The sequence below is a fragment of the Paraburkholderia aromaticivorans genome (assembly GCF_002278075.1).
GTDB lineage: Bacteria > Pseudomonadota > Gammaproteobacteria > Burkholderiales > Burkholderiaceae > Paraburkholderia > Paraburkholderia aromaticivorans.
In genome coordinates, this window is the sequence record NZ_CP022989.1 from 77,418 (window position 1) to 92,794 (window position 15,377).

The 15,377-nt window shown below is 58.7% G+C and carries 16 protein-coding genes; 5 read left to right on the plus strand and 11 right to left on the minus strand.

Going from position 1 to position 15,377, the window contains the following annotated elements:
- The first annotated feature begins 1 nt into the window (after position 1).
- Positions 2–520 (plus strand): hypothetical protein, encoded by a 519-nt coding sequence (locus tag CJU94_RS00320; RefSeq protein WP_095417061.1) that lies wholly within the window; start codon positions 2–4, stop codon positions 518–520.
- A gap of 66 nt (positions 521–586) precedes the next feature.
- Positions 587–934 (plus strand): carboxymuconolactone decarboxylase family protein, encoded by a 348-nt coding sequence (locus CJU94_RS00325; RefSeq protein WP_095417062.1) that lies wholly within the window; start codon positions 587–589, stop codon positions 932–934.
- A 75-nt stretch (positions 935–1,009) separates the two neighbouring features.
- On the opposite strand, the gene CJU94_RS00330 is transcribed toward CJU94_RS00325, so the two are convergent.
- From CJU94_RS00330 to CJU94_RS00355, 6 genes are all read right to left on the minus strand, one after another.
- Positions 1,010–1,531, minus strand: a complete 522-nt coding sequence (locus CJU94_RS00330) for an aspartate carbamoyltransferase (protein WP_095417063.1) — start codon at positions 1,529–1,531, stop codon at positions 1,010–1,012.
- A 100-nt stretch (positions 1,532–1,631) separates the two neighbouring features.
- A complete protein-coding gene (locus CJU94_RS00335) occupies positions 1,632–2,933 on the minus strand; it encodes an MFS transporter (RefSeq protein ID WP_095417064.1) in 1,302 nt (433 codons plus the stop codon).
- 217 nt (positions 2,934–3,150) lie between these two features.
- Positions 3,151–3,969 (minus strand): sulfite exporter TauE/SafE family protein, encoded by an 819-nt coding sequence (locus CJU94_RS00340; protein ID WP_095417065.1) that lies wholly within the window; start codon positions 3,967–3,969, stop codon positions 3,151–3,153.
- Positions 3,970–4,031: 62 nt separating this feature from the next.
- Positions 4,032–4,463: a YeeE/YedE family protein gene (locus CJU94_RS00345; RefSeq protein WP_095417066.1), complete on the minus strand. Its 432-nt coding sequence runs from the start codon at positions 4,461–4,463 to the stop codon at positions 4,032–4,034.
- A gap of 1 nt (position 4,464) precedes the next feature.
- Positions 4,465–4,899 (minus strand): YeeE/YedE family protein, encoded by a 435-nt coding sequence (locus tag CJU94_RS00350; RefSeq protein ID WP_095417067.1) that lies wholly within the window; start codon positions 4,897–4,899, stop codon positions 4,465–4,467.
- Between the two features lie 15 nt (positions 4,900–4,914).
- Positions 4,915–5,232, minus strand: a complete 318-nt coding sequence (locus CJU94_RS00355; RefSeq protein ID WP_095417068.1) for an ArsR/SmtB family transcription factor — start codon at positions 5,230–5,232, stop codon at positions 4,915–4,917.
- Positions 5,233–5,318: 86 nt separating this feature from the next.
- On the opposite strand from CJU94_RS00355, the gene CJU94_RS00360 reads away from it, so the two are divergent.
- Positions 5,319–6,179 carry an MBL fold metallo-hydrolase gene (locus CJU94_RS00360; RefSeq protein WP_095417069.1) on the plus strand — a complete coding sequence of 287 codons (861 nt, stop codon included), beginning with the start codon at positions 5,319–5,321 and terminating at the stop codon, positions 6,177–6,179.
- A 605-nt stretch (positions 6,180–6,784) separates the two neighbouring features.
- On the opposite strand, the gene CJU94_RS00365 is transcribed toward CJU94_RS00360, so the two are convergent.
- The 5 genes from CJU94_RS00365 to CJU94_RS00380 all read right to left on the minus strand — a co-directional run bounded on the left by CJU94_RS00365 (position 6,785) and on the right by CJU94_RS00380 (position 12,142).
- The gene (locus CJU94_RS00365) at positions 6,785–7,306 is read right to left on the minus strand and encodes a hypothetical protein (protein ID WP_244220891.1); all 522 of its coding nucleotides are present in this window, start codon (positions 7,304–7,306) and stop codon (positions 6,785–6,787) included.
- Positions 7,307–8,093: 787 nt separating this feature from the next.
- The gene (locus tag CJU94_RS42480; protein WP_425272161.1) at positions 8,094–8,402 is read right to left on the minus strand and encodes a GDCCVxC domain-containing (seleno)protein; all 309 of its coding nucleotides are present in this window, start codon (positions 8,400–8,402) and stop codon (positions 8,094–8,096) included.
- A gap of 41 nt (positions 8,403–8,443) precedes the next feature.
- A complete protein-coding gene (locus CJU94_RS00370) occupies positions 8,444–9,781 on the minus strand; it encodes a sigma-54-dependent transcriptional regulator (protein WP_095417070.1) in 1,338 nt (445 codons plus the stop codon).
- A 14-nt stretch (positions 9,782–9,795) separates the two neighbouring features.
- Positions 9,796–11,253 (minus strand): sensor histidine kinase, encoded by a 1,458-nt coding sequence (locus CJU94_RS00375; protein ID WP_095417071.1) that lies wholly within the window; start codon positions 11,251–11,253, stop codon positions 9,796–9,798.
- Positions 11,254–11,263: 10 nt separating this feature from the next.
- Positions 11,264–12,142 (minus strand): substrate-binding domain-containing protein, encoded by an 879-nt coding sequence (locus CJU94_RS00380; RefSeq protein WP_095417072.1) that lies wholly within the window; start codon positions 12,140–12,142, stop codon positions 11,264–11,266.
- Positions 12,143–12,318: 176 nt separating this feature from the next.
- On the opposite strand from CJU94_RS00380, the gene CJU94_RS00385 reads away from it, so the two are divergent.
- Together CJU94_RS00385 and CJU94_RS00390 are read left to right on the plus strand one after the other, a co-directional pair.
- A complete protein-coding gene (locus CJU94_RS00385) occupies positions 12,319–12,843 on the plus strand; it encodes an arsenate reductase (azurin) small subunit (RefSeq protein ID WP_095417073.1) in 525 nt (174 codons plus the stop codon).
- Positions 12,844–12,859: 16 nt separating this feature from the next.
- A complete protein-coding gene (locus CJU94_RS00390) occupies positions 12,860–15,337 on the plus strand; it encodes an arsenate reductase (azurin) large subunit (RefSeq protein ID WP_095417074.1) in 2,478 nt (825 codons plus the stop codon).
- The last annotated feature ends 40 nt before the right edge of the window (positions 15,338–15,377 follow it).

Here is a 15,377-nt window from a genome sequence, read left to right on the forward strand (position 1 = left end):
TATGAAAAAGCTTCTAGTTGCGATGGCTGTCGGTATCGCATTGACATCCCCCGTCCTGCAAGCTGCTTCCAAAGACACAGCTGCGCCGCAAAGCAGTTCAAAAACGCCACCCGCCGGCGCTGCTGAGTTCGACAGGAATCTGGCGCAGCTCCAGGAGCAAATGAAGACAATGCAGGCGCAGATGGACCAGATTCGCAAAACTCAGGACCCTCAGGAACGCCAGAAGCTACTTGAGCAGCACTGGGCCACAATGCAAAGTGCGATGACAATCATGCACGGAATGTGGGGCCCGGGGATGATGGGTCATGGAATGGGCCCGGGAATGATGGGAGGCGCTGGGCCCGGAATGATGGGGGGCTGGGGGCATATGGGCGGCTACTACTCGCGCCTGACACCCGAGCAACTGCGACAGCGTCAATACATGACTGACCAATACCTGCAGATGCAGCAGGAGATGATGAACAACATGATGTGGCAGCAGCAATACCGGGACGCGCCACCGCCTGCCAACACAAAGTAGACATGCTGAACAATCGGTTACTGACGACCTCCCATCCTTAAAAGCTCGCCAACTACAGGAGCGGACATGAGCAGTATTTCCAGCTACAAAGACCTGACAGGCGAGGTATCGGTTCAGATGCGAGCGATGCGCGCGTCACAGCCTGACTTGATGACCGCGTTCGGCCAACTCGCTGCGGCCGGGACAAAAGACGGGGCACTGAACCGAAAGACTCGGGAGCTGGTCGCGTTAGGAATTGCGATTGCCTGTCGCTGTGACGACTGCATCGGCTTTCACGTCCAGACGCTGGTGAAGCTGGGCACGACAAGGGCCGAGCTGGAAGACGTGCTCGGCACTGCGGTCTATATGGGAGGCGGCCCATCAATGATGTATGCCACCCATGCGTTGAGAGCCTTTGAGGAATTCTCGCTCTGAATATCAACGCGCCCGGACTTCTACCAGTGTGTCTGCGATGCAAGGCAGCCCCCGAAGAGGACCACGGCATGGGACTCATGGCTGCGTCATCCCTTGGTGATGATGCATATGCCCATCCATCGCGTCAGCACCGTGGTCCGCCAGCTGCGCGTCGAACCATGCGTGAAGTGACGACACTAATTTCGGGTCGTCGCTGCGATAGGTAAGTTCGCCGCCACCTTTAATGTCCTTGTAGGTAATCGATATCTGGCCGGGCTTTGCCGCCCTGAGCTGCGCCAATCCGGGCATGTCAGCGCCGTGAGTCCGGGCAGGCCCCGAAAAGTCACCACGCTGAAACTGCATCTGGATTTCACGCAGATGCTTACGAATCAGCTGGGTCTGGTGGTCATCAGACGGGCTTTTCGCAACTACCCGCTGGCTCCCCCCATCGTCCGATTTGGTGAAGATGTGAGTTGTGGCCTTGAGGCTGAACGGCATGACCTCCGCACCTCGCTGCGCGACCTCGGCCTGACGTTCAGCGTCCGCCGCGAACGATTCAGCCGCCGCGCCCAAGCCTGCCATCAGGATAAGCGTAGTAAATAATGTGCCCGGTTTCATTGTATGAGACTCCTGCTTGGTCGACAGTGATAGATGATTACACCCGATGCCCTTGCGCCGGTTGCTTGGATGGCCTTTAATTGCGCGTCACGCCGGCGAATCAGGGAGCCGGATTAAAACGTGTATGGGTTTCTTCCCCCCAGTGGTAGAGAACGAGACCGGACATGCCCATCGCAAGAGCGACAAACCAGAAGGCGTACTCCACACTCCCGCCCAGAGCGGCAGCAGCGCCGAGACCGAGCGCACCGACGCCATACCCCAAGTCACGCCAGAACCGGTATATGCCGATGGCTGAAGCCCGCCAGGCTGGCTGTGCCAGGTCGGCAACGGCGGCGCTCAGGTTGGGGTATAGCATCGCCATTCCAATACCCGCTACCGCCGCCGCGAAACTCCACCATGTCGAACCTCTGCCAAGGGGCAACAGCAGCACACCGACGCCGCAAACCCACATACCCAACACGTTGAGGTGATGACGACCGACCCGGTCGGACAATCTGCCCGTGAAAAGCTGCGCGCCACCCCATGTGAAGCCGTAGACACCCACTATCCAGCCTATACCGGGCAGGCTCACCCCCCGCTGGTGCAGGTAAACCGGCCAGAACACCCACACCAGCGCGTCGACAAACTTCTCGACCAATCCGGCCTGGCAGAGGGCTGCCATCCGACGGTCGCGCCAGCTCATCAGGGCAAACACTTCACTGCCCGTCGGTTGTTCGCCGGCTGCAAATTGACGGGACTGGGGGTGCCCTTTTGCCGGATACGCAATCGCTTCCTGACTGCTCTGGAAGCGGGCCCAGGGCAGCGTCTCGGCCACTGCCAACCAGGCGAGCAGAGTCGCAAGGAGAACTACCGCCGTGCCGAACCAGAGCAATCCTCCGCGGGGGCCGAGGACGGATGCTGCGTATCCCGTTACCACACCCGCCACTGCCACCCCGATGTAACCGGAGAATTCATTCAACCCGATAATGAGGCCGCGCTGGTCAGGACGCGTGATATCAAGCTTCGCCGTCTGGGTCATCGACCACGTCAAACCCTGATTTACGCCAAGCAGCATGGTGGCAACCACGACCCAACTCCAGGACTGGGCGAAGTAGATAAGCGGCGCAATCGGGAATGCAACCAGCCAGCCGGCGAGCAAGACTTTCTTGCGGCCGATTCGCTCAGCGAGCCGCCCGGCCACGAAATTCATCGCGCCCTTGACGACGCCAAAGGCAACCACAAACGCCACCAGCAGCATGAACGACCCGCGTGGCACGCCGAACTCGCTCTCGGCCAGTGCGGGCACCACGTTGCGCGTCATCCCAACGGTCATCCCTACGAGCAGCACCTGCAAAAGCTGCAGCACGACCTGCCAGTAATTGACGCGGATGCCGAATGCGACGGGACGATTGCGTTCAGACATGCGGAACCGCCTGAGCCCTGCGATGCAGGCTGGTCGGGACACGGCATGCTACGCCCTCACGATTCGGGGTGTTGCCGGAATTCACGCCGACCTCCTTCATTGATAATGCGGTGACCTCTTGCAAAAAGAGCCCGACGAGCCGTTCTGCTACCGACCGTTGCCACAGGCATCGTGGTGTAGCGACCCTTGGCCGTTGGTGCCAAAGGTCGACCGGGACCTACGCCGCAAGCACGACTTTCGCAACCATGCCCACCGCGATGATTCCCGCGAACACGGCGAAGCCCTGCTGCAACCGGGGTCCGCTCAGATGCCGGGCGATGAGTCGACCACCAAGCATGCCAAATAGCGCCCCCGCCGCGAACGGGACACCGACGCGCCAGTTCATTCGCCCCGCAAGCGCAGTCGACACGACGCCTGATAGCGATATAAGCGTAATGATGGTCAGCGAAGTCGCTACGATGGCATGCATCGGTGCGTTCGTCGCGCGCCTTAGCGCAGGCACTATGACAAAGCCCCCACCCACGCCCAGCAGACCCGAGAGAAATCCCGCTCCGATGCCGGACAGTGCCAGCGCCTGGGCGCACGGGCCGGTCCAGAGGAATCGGCCGGAGTCGACATCGAGCTGGCATGGGGGCAGGTGCTGGGAGCCAGCTGATGCCTTTGCGTCTGACCCGCGTGCCTGCATGAACATGCGAATCGCCACAAAGGCGAGCACACCCGCAAACAGAAGAGCCAGGGGGCCGTTCGGCAACCGGTGTGCGAGCCACAGTCCGACCGGCGAACTAAGGATACCGGTTAAGGCAATAAAACCCGCAGCCCGATAACGGACGATACCTGCACGCAACCCGATTATTGCCCCCATTCCCGCCGACAGGCCGACCGCAAGTAAGGCTAGCGGCGCAGCCTCCGCCACATCCAGGTGAAGCACGAAGAGCAGCAAGGGCACTGCCACGATGGCGCCGCCAGCACCCGTCAGCGCCAGAATCAGGCCGACAATACCTCCCAGTAAGATAGCGACTGCAGTCAAGCTGTCCATTCCTCTGCCCTATAAAAACGGCCGGATTTGCGCGCACGGGTCGCCAACCCGTCCGCAGCTGGTCAGGCCTGCTGCCGGCTCAATCTGGCGCGTTCGAGGAACTCGAACACGGCCATGCCGCCGAGCATCGCGGCCACAAAACCCCATGCCTTCGGAAAACCGGCGCCCATCGCGACCAGCGCGGGGCCCGGACAAAATCCCGCAAGACCCCAGCCGACGCCAAACACCGCACTTCCCAGTACAAGTCTCATCGTTACGTTGGTGCTGCCCGGAATCTGCATGGGCAGCCCCAGCAGGGATTTTTTGCGGCGTTTCGCAAACAGGAACGCGATAGAGCCAACGGCTATCGCCCCAGCCATCACGAATGCAAGTGACGGGTCCCATCGTCCCGCCAGGTCGAGAAATCCCAGCACCTTTGCTGGATTGGCCATGCCGGAGACCATCAGGCCGACGCCAAACAGAAGCCCGGAAATTAAAGCAGCGAGCAAACCCATTTCAACCTCCCAGCAGATGTCTGGACACGAACACGGTCAGAAAACCGCTTGCCATAAACGTTGCCGTTGCGACAAGTGACCGGATGGAGCCCCGCGAGATGCCGCAGACACCATGACCGCTTGTGCAACCGCTCGCGTAACGCGTGCCGATGCCAACCAGAAAGCCCGCGACAAGTATTTCGCCCCACCCAGCCTGGATATCAGGCGCTACCGGATTCCCGAGCAGGCTTGCCAGCACAGGCGCCCCAATCAACCCTACGAGAAAAGCGACACGCCACCCCGCATCTTTCTGAGGCGTGCCCAGCAGGCCACCGAGGATGCCGCTGATGCCAGCGATACGTCCGTTGAATAAAACAAGCACAGCAGCTGCGGCGCCAATCACCAGACCGCCAGTCAATGACAGGCCGGGTGTGAAACTCGCGATATCAATCGACATGACCTCTCCTCACCTTCATTGAGCGCAAAACTGGTCGTACAGCACGTTCATGACGGCAATCGCTTCCTTGCTCGCGACGGAATAAAAGATGCTCTTTCCCTCCCGCCGCGTCGCCACGAGTTCGTTATCGCGAAGCACGCCGAGCTGTTGGGAAAGCGTCGGCTGACGTATGCCCAACTGTTCCTCGAGGTCGCTCACACATAACTCGCCCTGCGACAACTGGCACATCAGAAGCAACCTGTCGGGATTGGCCAGCACCTTCAGCAGCGCACAGGCTTTCTCTGCCGATGCCTGCATCACCGACAGGTCGATTGGGACGGACTTCTTTCTCATCTCACCATCCTATAATTTACACACAAACATTATATTGCATTGTAGATTATTTGTGAATAGAATGAATAACATCTGAGGAGGTCAGGATGCAGCCCATCGTTCAGCCGTTCTTCGACCCGGTCACCGGCACGGTGACTTACGTGGTGTCTCAGTCCGGGCATCAGGAATGTGCAGTCATTGACCCGGTCCTTGACTACGAACCCAAGGCAGGACGCACGTCAACGGCGAATGCCGACACGGTCATCGAGTTCGTTCGCCAGCGCGGCCTGCGGGTGCAGTGGATTCTGGAAACGCACGCGCATGCGGACCACCTGTCAGCGGCGCATTATTTGCGCGGCGAGCTTGGCGGCAGGATTGCGATTGGAGAGCACATTCGCACCGTTCAGGGCGTCTTCAAGAAGCTGTTCAATCTCGAGCCTGAATTCCGCCTTGACGGCTCCCAGTTCGACCACCTGTTTGGCGAAGACGAGACGTTCTCGATTGGGAGCCTGACGGCGAGAGCGTTGTATGTTCCCGGCCATACACCCGCCGACACGGCCTACCAGATTGGCGATGTGGTCTTCGTGGGTGACACGCTCTTCATGCCGGATGTTGGCACCGCGCGTTGCGACTTCCCCGGCGGCAAAGCGCACACGCTGTTCGGGTCGATTCGAAAGCTGCTGGACCTGCCGGGCAACACCCGGCTTTTCATGTGCCACGACTATCCACCCGAGGGCCGGAAACCCGAATGGGAAACCACGGTGCTCGCTCAGCGTACGCATAACATCCATGTGCACGACGGCGTAACGGAAGAGCAGTTCGTCAGTATGCGCGAAGCTCGCGACGCAAAACTTGCGATGCCTGTTCTTATCCTTCCGTCTGTGCAGGCGAACATACGGGCCGGGGAATTTCCACCCGCCGAGGAAAACGGCATCCGCTATCTGAAGATTCCGTTGGATGCTCTGTGACGAGCACTCCCGCGCCATGCCCCGCTTTGCGTTCGACCTGCGTGGTCGTCACGGCATGTGGCGCAAAGACTGGAGGTTAGGACGCCGCCTGGGATAGCGGAGCGGCGCAAGACACATGACTACTGTCAAAGGGAGTTTTCCAGAAGGAAGACGTGAACGATAGATAGTGACTGCGCATATATCGAAAAGCACCTAAGACGAACAGGAGGCGAACGCGACAGCGGCGTCATGACGACGCTCTGAGCGTCACTAGTCTGCGCCCCGATTATGCGACAGCCTCCACGTCAACAAATTGCTCGCCGGCATCAAATGGTTGACGTCGTGAAATACGCTCGCGTTGTGAGAGCAGGACCGGTGTTGGCTGGATAACAATGGTCTGGTGAGACCGCACCGTTTCGCGATATCAACCATCAGACCGTCAGCCGATGGTCGCACCGCAAGTCGCACCAATGCCGGTGACGAGTCTTGCACTCTGTCAGCGGCCTCACATGACAAGCAAAATCTCTCGCGACTGGGTAGGCTTTGGCGCCGAAGCGACCAGCCCTTTTCATGCTGCGCCCACAAAAGATGTGCATCGCAACTGGCTGCGCGCGGACCGTGCCTGGCTATCGCAATGGAGCGCTGTCCCGCGTCAAATGAACCGCAGTCGCTTCCAGGTAGTCCGCCTTGATGCTATCGCCAACCTTGAGATTGCCAAGCGGAAGGCCTGACGAGGCAACAAGGGTCACCGTGCGGGTAGGTCCCCGTAACGTAATGACTCTCTTCGTGGCGTCAATGCTCTCCACAGTTACTATTGCCTGCACCCGATGAACCGACGTCGTAGTCCCTCCCGACGCCGGCATGGTCACTTCCGTATCGACGCGTTCACGTATTCCCTTTGAATCAACCTTATCGGCATGGAGCAACAAGGCACGCGTGTAGGTGATATTGACCCTGTCGCCAATTCTTAGCTGTTTTACGTCACCGACGTCCTCATTCACCTCGACCTTTACGATGTTCCCGTGTGGTCCCCGTAGCATCACGCTATTGGTCGCAGGTTGGATGCCCACGATGGTCGCAGTTGTGCGCGTGGAGCTTGTTCCCGCAAAGACTTCGGCATCGCTTGCTGGACTGGTGTCCTGGGCCATGACTGAAGTCGTTTCCTGACACGTGAATGCCGACAGGGCAACTATAGTCAGCAGGACCTCGCGTCGAATAGACTGAAGCATATCCATCTCCAGAATCGTCAGGTGGACTAGCGTCGGTCTGGTAGCTGGTCAACGCAGTCGTGACGCAGCCGTAACAGCCATAGCCGGGACAATCAGCGGCGTGCTGGCTAACGGCTTCGTCTGGTCATAACAAGCCGAGGACATCCGCTGATGCACGCTATTCAAATACGAAGTCTATTGCAAGCGAAACGTCTTAATTTGACATGGCTCAAGGGAAGGGGTGCAGATTCACCGGACTGAGTTGACGAACGATTAGATTTCCACCCATCGAAGTCCCGACATCGTCGTTACCGCGACTAGGCGCACTAGCCCTCCCGAACGGCGAACATTGGCAGAGAAATGCGACCGCGGCGTTGCCGGCGAACGGAGACGGTTGTCGAAGCCCAGACGAGCGCACTCGAAATAATTATCACGGCGACATGAGGTTCGACCTGGCTGGGGAATTCGCAGGATGGAAGAGTAGTGTGTCTGCGATTGTGCGATTGAGATAGCTGCAACTCCGCTGAACGAGCAGACGCTAAGCGTTTTGGATTCAACAGCAAGCTGCAGCCATGGCGCAATGTCCGGTGCGGCGTGGGGCCGACTAATTCCTGATAATAATGCGCGCGGCAGGCAACTACGCGTTTAGTTAAACGTCGCGTCTGCGTAGACGGAAACCAGACTGCTGCATCGGCCGGCACTTGCTGGTGCCGTATGAACAGTACACTCAGCAGGCGCCAGCTTTTGGCCTGAGAACCGTCTTGCAATTTTTGCGCTCGAAAAACCACACACAGGTATTGGTAGGCATTGCCTCTTCGTTCCTGTGTCCACGCACTGGGCACACGACGATAGAAGTCACGTGGCTTTGCTCATAATCGAACGTGTGCTTGACGTGGCGTGGGCAATTGCTGCCGGCGTTTGTGTGCTGAACATCTACGGTTCCTCGCGAGCAGGCTGACTCGGTAGCTGGCACCGATACAACGATTGAACGGACCAGTCGTGCCTCAAGCGGCTCGTCCATATCGGGACACGCCATGAGGGGCCTCCGGTTGCAAGTTGAAGCCTGACGAGTGAGGTTCAATGAAGCGGTTCGGCTGCAATCGCATGTTTGCGCATCTTCTCCCAAAGACTCTTTCTGGAGATGCCAAGGGCGTGGGCCGTCTCCGAAATGTGGCCCTGGTGCTGCAGCAGCGCCGCGCGAATGAATGCGCTTTCGCACGCGGCCATGTAGCCATCGAGTGGAGTGTCTATATCCGGTGCTGCCGTGGCCTGCGACCCGTCCTCCTCGAAAATGTCGGATGAGAAGAGCATATTGCGGGAGCACACGATGCACGCACGCTCAAGACGATTCTGCAGTTCCCGCACGTTGCCGGGCCAGCCATAGGTTGCGAGTCGCGCCTCAGCCGACGGGTGAAAAAGTTTCGTCGATTCTCCGAGCCGGCCAGCGATATCTCGCACGAGGCGGTGAGCAAGCCACAGGACATCGTCGGGCCGGTCGCGAAGCGGCGGCACACGTAGCTGCAGGATGTTGATGCGATAGAACAGGTCTTCCCGAAACCTCCCGATGCGGACCAGTTCCGCAAGGTCCCGATTCGTCGCACAGACAAGCAGGAAGTTGGTTTCGAGTTCTCTTTCCCCTCCAACCCGAGTGATGCGACGCTCCTGCAAGGCACGCAGCAGCTTTACCTGCATCGGCAAGGGTAAATCACCTATCTCATCCAAGAAGAGTGTACCGCCCTCCGCCTGCTCAAAGTACCCTCTCTTTTGCCGTTCTGCGCCGGTGAATGCGCCGCGTTCGTGGCCAAAAAATTCAGACTCGAGAAGCGTCTCGGGAACGGCGCCGCAGTTGACTGCGACGAACGGATGCGCGTCGCCTGGCGCATGCTCATGAACGAACCGTGCGAGCACTTCCTTGCCGACACCTGACTCGCCTGTAATCAGAATCGATTTGGCTCGACCCGCGACCCTTGGCACCAGTTCGGCTAGGCGCCGCATCGCTTCGGATACACCTAACTCGCTCTGCGCCGGCATGGCCTGGTCAGGTATGCCCGTTCCTGTGAGAAGCCTGACCTTGTCGACCAGTGCGCCGATGTCGAATGGCTTCGTGATGTAGTCGGCAGCGCCGCTCTTCAGAAGAGACACCGCCGTGTCGACCGAAGCGTACGCGGTGATGAACAAGAATGGCGGCAATGACGTATGCGCGGCGACCGAGCGTGAGAACAGTTCGTCACCCGATATGCCGGGTAGCCGGATGTCGCTGATGACGGCCTGATACGGTCGGTTCTGCAAGGCATCCAGGGCGGATTCGCCGTCGGTATGCCAGTCCACGTCAAAACCTTCCAGACGGAAGCGGTCGGCCAACGACTCCCCCATGATGGGGTCGTCCTCGACGACACAGATAAGCGTGGTCGACATGATGCTCTCCTGATTCATGGACAAGTAACCGGCAATAGCACGGCAAAGTACGTCCGTCCCGGTGCGCTATCCACTGAAATTGTGCCACCGAGCTGCGTAACGATTTGATAGCTCACCCACAATCCGAGGCTGTGCGACCGCCGACCCTCGGCCATGGCAACCGACCCGAACGGCTCGAATAGGTGCTCCATGGCCACGCCCGAAATGTGCTGACCGGTGTTCGATACCGTTATCTGCAGCCCAACCCCGTTGGCCGCAACAAGGCAGTCAACACGCCCGCCAACCTCCACGGCCTTCACCGCGTTTAACAGCAAATTGAGCACAAGCTGGCGCACCAGGTGTGCGGGTAATGCTATCGCCTCGTCCAACTGAATGTTCCAATGAAACGCTGCCTGCTTAGCCTGTATCTGCGGAGCTATCAACAGCTTCAAGTCCTGCCAGTCCGACAGACTCATTGCCGGGGAGTCCAGCCGCGCCTCAAACAGCAATGCGCCGACAGTAGAACGAATTTGCGCGAGACCTCGTTCGAGCAAACCTAGGGTCTTTCGGGTTTGGGCGTCGGGTTCCCCATGCGTATTGAGTGTGTCTATAGCGTTAAGCATGCCGCCCAAGGGGTTGTTGATTTCATGCGCGATGCCAGCTGCGACTTGCCCGACGGCCGCCAGTCTTTCGGCGACGACGACTTCTCTCTCCAACTCCTGTTTCTGCGCCAGTTCGGCGAGCATGGCCCGGAACTGTCGCTCCAGCTGACCTATTTCGTCGTTCCCTTGCACTGTGATTTCCGCGCCAACTTCTTCAGGGTGCTCCTTTCCAATGCGGCCCATGGCGGCCGTGAGGCGCAAGAGCGGTTTCGCCATGCGGTCGCCCCAGAGCCAGCCTAGCGGTATGAGTAGTAGCAAGGCGGGCACAGTAGCCACAGCTAGCTTGAGCAGCGTGGAGCGGACACGACCGTAAAAGGTATTGGCGTCATAGAGCAGAACCACATAGCCGAGTCGGCTTCCATCGTCCGAATTCACCGGCATGCCGGCGGTGACGTCGCGGCTAGCGAGTAATCCCGGAAAGTCGAAAAAGAACGGGTCGCCTGGACCTCGTAGATGTGAGATGACCGCACCAAACTGTGCCGGAAGCTGGGCGACCGGGCGCTGGACAGGTTCCTTGCGGGGAGACGTGGAGGCGTACACCCGAGCCCTTGAGTCGAACAGAACGATTTCCTTCAGCGGATTTGTGGGCTCCCTGACCGCCACCGGTGTCCGAATCACTTCGAAGGCACGCCACAGGTCGTCTTTGACCATCGGGTCGCGAAGCGACAGTGTGAGGACGCGGCACAGATTCTGGGCGCTACTTTCGAGGTCATTTCTGGCATCGGAAACCGCAACGCTTACGAGCGCGAAGGTCACGAGTATCTCCGTCAGCAGGATAACTGCACTGAGCGCGAGTGGAATCTTGTAACGGTAGCTGAGATGGGACAGCATCTGCGCGGTCCTAAACTGGCCCAGAGTTCAGGATGGCAACCAGCCGGCGTATGCCATCGAACACCTTGTCGTCGTCCGGCACGAAGCCATCGAGGTTCAATCGCTGCAGCACTTCCCGGGCTGCAGGGCGGTCTTTCATACCGACCAACGCGCACTGGATACGAAGAAACGATTCGTCGTCAAGCGAGCGGCGCGCGACAATCGGCGGAAAACCGTACTGCGGAGAGCGCCACGCCACCCGTACCTCACGGGTGCGTTCCGGGTACTGCTTCTCGATGGTGTCGTAGACATACCCATCAATCTCACCCGCATCCGCAAGTCCGGTCGTCACGGCGTCAACGACTTTTCTGTGCGCATACGTGAAGAAGGACTTCTTGAAGAAGCGGGTCGGCCGGATGCCCGCACGTATCAGCTCAGTGGTCGGGACCAAAAAGCCGGAATTCGATTGCGGGTCGCTGAATGCGAACACGCGGTTTCGAAGCTGCGAGATATGGGTGGTCTGCGTATCGCTTCTTGGGACAATCAGATATGAACGATAAAGCGGCTTACCCTGATAGTCTGGTATCGCCATCAGCCGCATCGTTTGTGAGTTGGTGACGTATGGAAACCCGCAGACCCACGCCACATCAAGCCGATTCTCGGCGAGAAGGTCATCAATCTCACGATAGCTATTGCGCTGCACAAACCTCACATCAGAGTTGCATACCTCACCAAGTTCGCGGCTCCACCGGTCGAGCAGGCTGATTTCGTTATCGAGGAACACGGCAGTCGTGCCGAACGCAACCGTCGGGCCTTCGCCGGCAGTTGCAAGCTTGAAAGACGAGAGCAGTGGAAGGCCTAGCGCGAAGCGTAGAACCTGCCGCCGCCGGATGTTACGAATTGGTGACATGACGGCTCACTCCCCATCACGAACCGTTACCGGACGGTAATGGCGTCCATCAGGTCTGCTGAATTCAAATCGTGTTGGCGCAAGCCTTCCGGCGGACGTCGGACCGCATGGCATACCTCTTGCCGTTTGCTCGATGCTAACGATTACACGAGCAAGATTCAAGCGAGGAGGAGACAATGTCCGAACTCAAAATCCGGCGTCGCACATTCCTGAAGTTGGGCGGCGGCTCAATTGCCGCCACCGCCGCTTCTGCTCTGGTACCCACCGTGGCCTCGGCCGCAAACCCCGTGGATACCGGCAAGACGAAGCTCCCTTACCCGAAAAAGGCCGTCGGACAGGTAGGACGCATGACCGTCAACGCCCCTGTTACGTTCACCTATCCGGATGCTGCATCGCCCTGCACAGCTCTCAAGCTTGGGAGCCGCGTTCCGGGTGGCGTCGGCCCCGATGGTGACATCGTCGCCTATAGCACCATGTGTACGCACATGGGCTGCCCCGTCGTCTACGAGCCGACGACGAAGGTCTTCAAGTGTCCCTGCCACTTCAGCATGTTCGACGCAGAAAAGGCCGGACAGATGATTGTCGGGCAGGCCACCGAAAATCTGCCTCGGGTGCGGCTTCAGTATGACGAGAAGACAGGCACCGTGTCAGCAGTCGGCGTGGAAGGTTTGATATACGGCCGCCAGGCCAACGTTCTCTGAGTTCGAGGAGCTGAAAATGCCCACCGATAAGGACCGCATTGCGCTACCGCCGGTCACGGCCCAGCGAACCAATATGACCTGCCATTTCTGCATCGTTGGATGCGGGTACCACGTGTACAAATGGCCGGAGGACCAGGAAGGTGGCCGCGCGCCGAACCAGAATGCGCTCGGTGTTGATTTTCGCAAACAGGTGCCGCCACTCTCGCTCATCATGACGCCTGCCATGGAAAACGTGGTCACCGACCGCGATGGCTCGCGCCACACCATCATGATTGTTCCGGACAAGACCTGCGTCGTGAACAGTGGCTTGAGTTCGACACGCGGCGGCAAGATGGCGATGTACATGTACGCGGCGGACGGAATCACCCAGGAACGGTTGAGACAACCGCGCATCTATCTAAGCGACCAGTGGGTCGATACGACCTGGGACCAGGCGATGGCGCTTTACGCCGGCCTGATGAAGAAGGTACTCGACAAGGACGGTCCAAGCGGTATTGTCTTTTCTGCCTTCGACCACGGTGGTGCAGGCGGTGGCTTCGAAAATACGTGGGGGTCCGGCAAGCTGATGTTCACGGCGCTGCAAACGCCGATGGTTCGCATCCACAACCGGCCGGCGTACAACTCCGAGTGCCACGCCACCCGTGAGATGGGTATTGGCGAACTGAACAATTCGTACGAGGACGCCGAGCTGGCCGATGTCATCTGGTCCATTGGCGCAAACTCGTACGAAACACAGACGAACTACTTCCTCAACCACTGGGTGCCAAACCTGCAGGGCGGGACGCTCGACAAGAAAAAGCAACGCTTCCCAGGCGAGGCGTTCCCGAAGACAAAAGTTGTGTTCGTGGACCCGCGGCGCACGGCGACCGTCGCGGTCGCCGAGCAGGTAGCCGGAAAGGATAACGTTTTGCATCTGGACATTCAGCCGGGCGCTGACATCGCATTGTTCAACGGGATTTTTACCTACGTTGTCCAGCAGGGATGGATTGACAAAGATTTCATTGCCGCCCATACGAACGGCTTTGATGCGGCTGTCCAGGCCAACAAGCTGTCACTCGACGAGTGCAGCAAAATCACAGGCGTGCCGGTTGAGAAAATCAAGACCGCAGCTGAATGGTCATATAAACCGAAGGGACCGGGGCAGCTTCCGAGAACGATGCATACCTACGAAAAAGGCATCATCTGGGGCAACGACAATTATCTGATTCAGTCGTCGCTATTGGACGTCGCTATTGCCACTCACAATGTCGGACGGCGAGGTACGGGTTGCGTGCGGATGGGCGGACACCAGGAGGGATACACGAGGCCACCGTATCCCGGCAACACGAAGATATACATCGACCAGGAACTCATCCACGGCAAGGGGCGGATGATGACGTGGTGGGCGTGCAATAACTTCCAGACGAGCAACAACGCGCAGGGATTGCGCGAAGTGGTCTTGCGTCGCTCGCAGATTGTGAAAGATGCGATGCAGGGTGCACGTGGTGCGAGCACAGAGCAACTGGTTGACGTGATTTACGACGCGACCAGCAAAGGCGGTTTGTTCGTGACGAACATCAACATCTATCCGACAAAGCTACAGGAAGCTGCGCACCTCATGCTGCCAGCGACACACCCCGGCGAAATGAATCTTACATCGATGAACGGCGAGCGGCGCATGCGCCTGTCCGAGCGGTTCATGGACCCGCCCGGAAGCGCGATGCCAGACTGTCTCATCGCGGCGCGCGTCGCCAACGCATTGCGCGCCATGTATCAGAAAGATGGCAACGCGAAGATGGTCGCGCGTTTTGATGGTTTCGACTGGAAGACCGAAGAGGACGCGTTCAACGATGGATTCCGTCGTGCCGGGCAACCGGGAGTGGAAAAGATAGATAGCCAGGGCGGCGACACCGGAAACCTGGTTACCTATGAACGTCTCAAGGTGATGGCTAACAACGGAGTGCAACTGCCGGCCAAGGCGTGGGAAGGAGGCAAGCTGGTCGGCACCGAAATGATGTACATGGATGGCAAATTCGACACGCCAGACGGCAAGGCCCAGTTCAAGCCCTCGCCGTGGCCGGGTCTGCCGAAGACGGTCGCTGACCAAAAGTCGAAATACCGCTTCTGGATTAACAACGGCCGCACGAACGAGGTGTGGCAGACGGTGTACCACGACCAGTACAACGAATTCGTCCGTGCTCGCGACCCGATGGCGTATATCGAAATGAACCCGGACGATGCACAAGGACTCGGGATTGGCGCCGGCGATATCGTCGAAGTATTCAACGACTTTGGGTCCACGTACGCAATGGCCTATCCGGCGGCCGAACTGAAGCATGACCAGACCTTCATGGTGTTCGGCCACATCAACGGCATCCAGGACAACGTCACGACCACATGGACGGACCGCAACATCATTCCGTACTACAAGGGCACGTGGGCGAACATCCGTCGCGTCGGGTCGATGGAGGATTACAAGCAAAAAGTCAGCTTCAAGAGTCGCCGTTATACATAGGTGACGACGGCCGGCACATTGCCGGCTGTATTCTCTCTCT

Excerpts from the sequence above, each read along its gene's own strand:
- CJU94_RS00380 (WP_095417072.1), bottom strand. The coding sequence starts at position 12,142 with ATGTCACCAATTCGTAACATCCGGCGGCGGCAGGTTCTACGCTTCGCG.
- CJU94_RS00370 (WP_095417070.1), bottom strand. The coding sequence starts at position 9,781 with ATGTCGACCACGCTTATCTGTGTCGTCGAGGACGACCCCATCATGGGG.
- CJU94_RS00325 (WP_095417062.1), top strand. The coding sequence starts at position 587 with ATGAGCAGTATTTCCAGCTACAAAGACCTGACAGGCGAGGTATCGGTT.
- CJU94_RS00350 (WP_095417067.1), bottom strand. The coding sequence starts at position 4,899 with ATGTCGATTGATATCGCGAGTTTCACACCCGGCCTGTCATTGACTGGC.
- CJU94_RS00320 (WP_095417061.1), top strand. The coding sequence starts at position 2 with ATGAAAAAGCTTCTAGTTGCGATGGCTGTCGGTATCGCATTGACATCC.
- CJU94_RS00365 (WP_244220891.1), bottom strand. The coding sequence starts at position 7,306 with ATGGCCCAGGACACCAGTCCAGCAAGCGATGCCGAAGTCTTTGCGGGA.
- CJU94_RS00360 (WP_095417069.1), top strand. The coding sequence starts at position 5,319 with ATGCAGCCCATCGTTCAGCCGTTCTTCGACCCGGTCACCGGCACGGTG.
- CJU94_RS00355 (WP_095417068.1), bottom strand. The coding sequence starts at position 5,232 with ATGAGAAAGAAGTCCGTCCCAATCGACCTGTCGGTGATGCAGGCATCG.
- CJU94_RS00345 (WP_095417066.1), bottom strand. The coding sequence starts at position 4,463 with ATGGGTTTGCTCGCTGCTTTAATTTCCGGGCTTCTGTTTGGCGTCGGC.
- CJU94_RS00340 (WP_095417065.1), bottom strand. The coding sequence starts at position 3,969 with ATGGACAGCTTGACTGCAGTCGCTATCTTACTGGGAGGTATTGTCGGC.
- CJU94_RS00330 (WP_095417063.1), bottom strand. The coding sequence starts at position 1,531 with ATGAAACCGGGCACATTATTTACTACGCTTATCCTGATGGCAGGCTTG.
- CJU94_RS00390 (WP_095417074.1), top strand. The coding sequence starts at position 12,860 with ATGCCCACCGATAAGGACCGCATTGCGCTACCGCCGGTCACGGCCCAG.
- CJU94_RS42480 (WP_425272161.1), bottom strand. The coding sequence starts at position 8,402 with ATGGCGTGTCCCGATATGGACGAGCCGCTTGAGGCACGACTGGTCCGT.
- CJU94_RS00385 (WP_095417073.1), top strand. The coding sequence starts at position 12,319 with ATGTCCGAACTCAAAATCCGGCGTCGCACATTCCTGAAGTTGGGCGGC.
- CJU94_RS00375 (WP_095417071.1), bottom strand. The coding sequence starts at position 11,253 with ATGCTGTCCCATCTCAGCTACCGTTACAAGATTCCACTCGCGCTCAGT.
- CJU94_RS00335 (WP_095417064.1), bottom strand. The coding sequence starts at position 2,933 with ATGTCTGAACGCAATCGTCCCGTCGCATTCGGCATCCGCGTCAATTAC.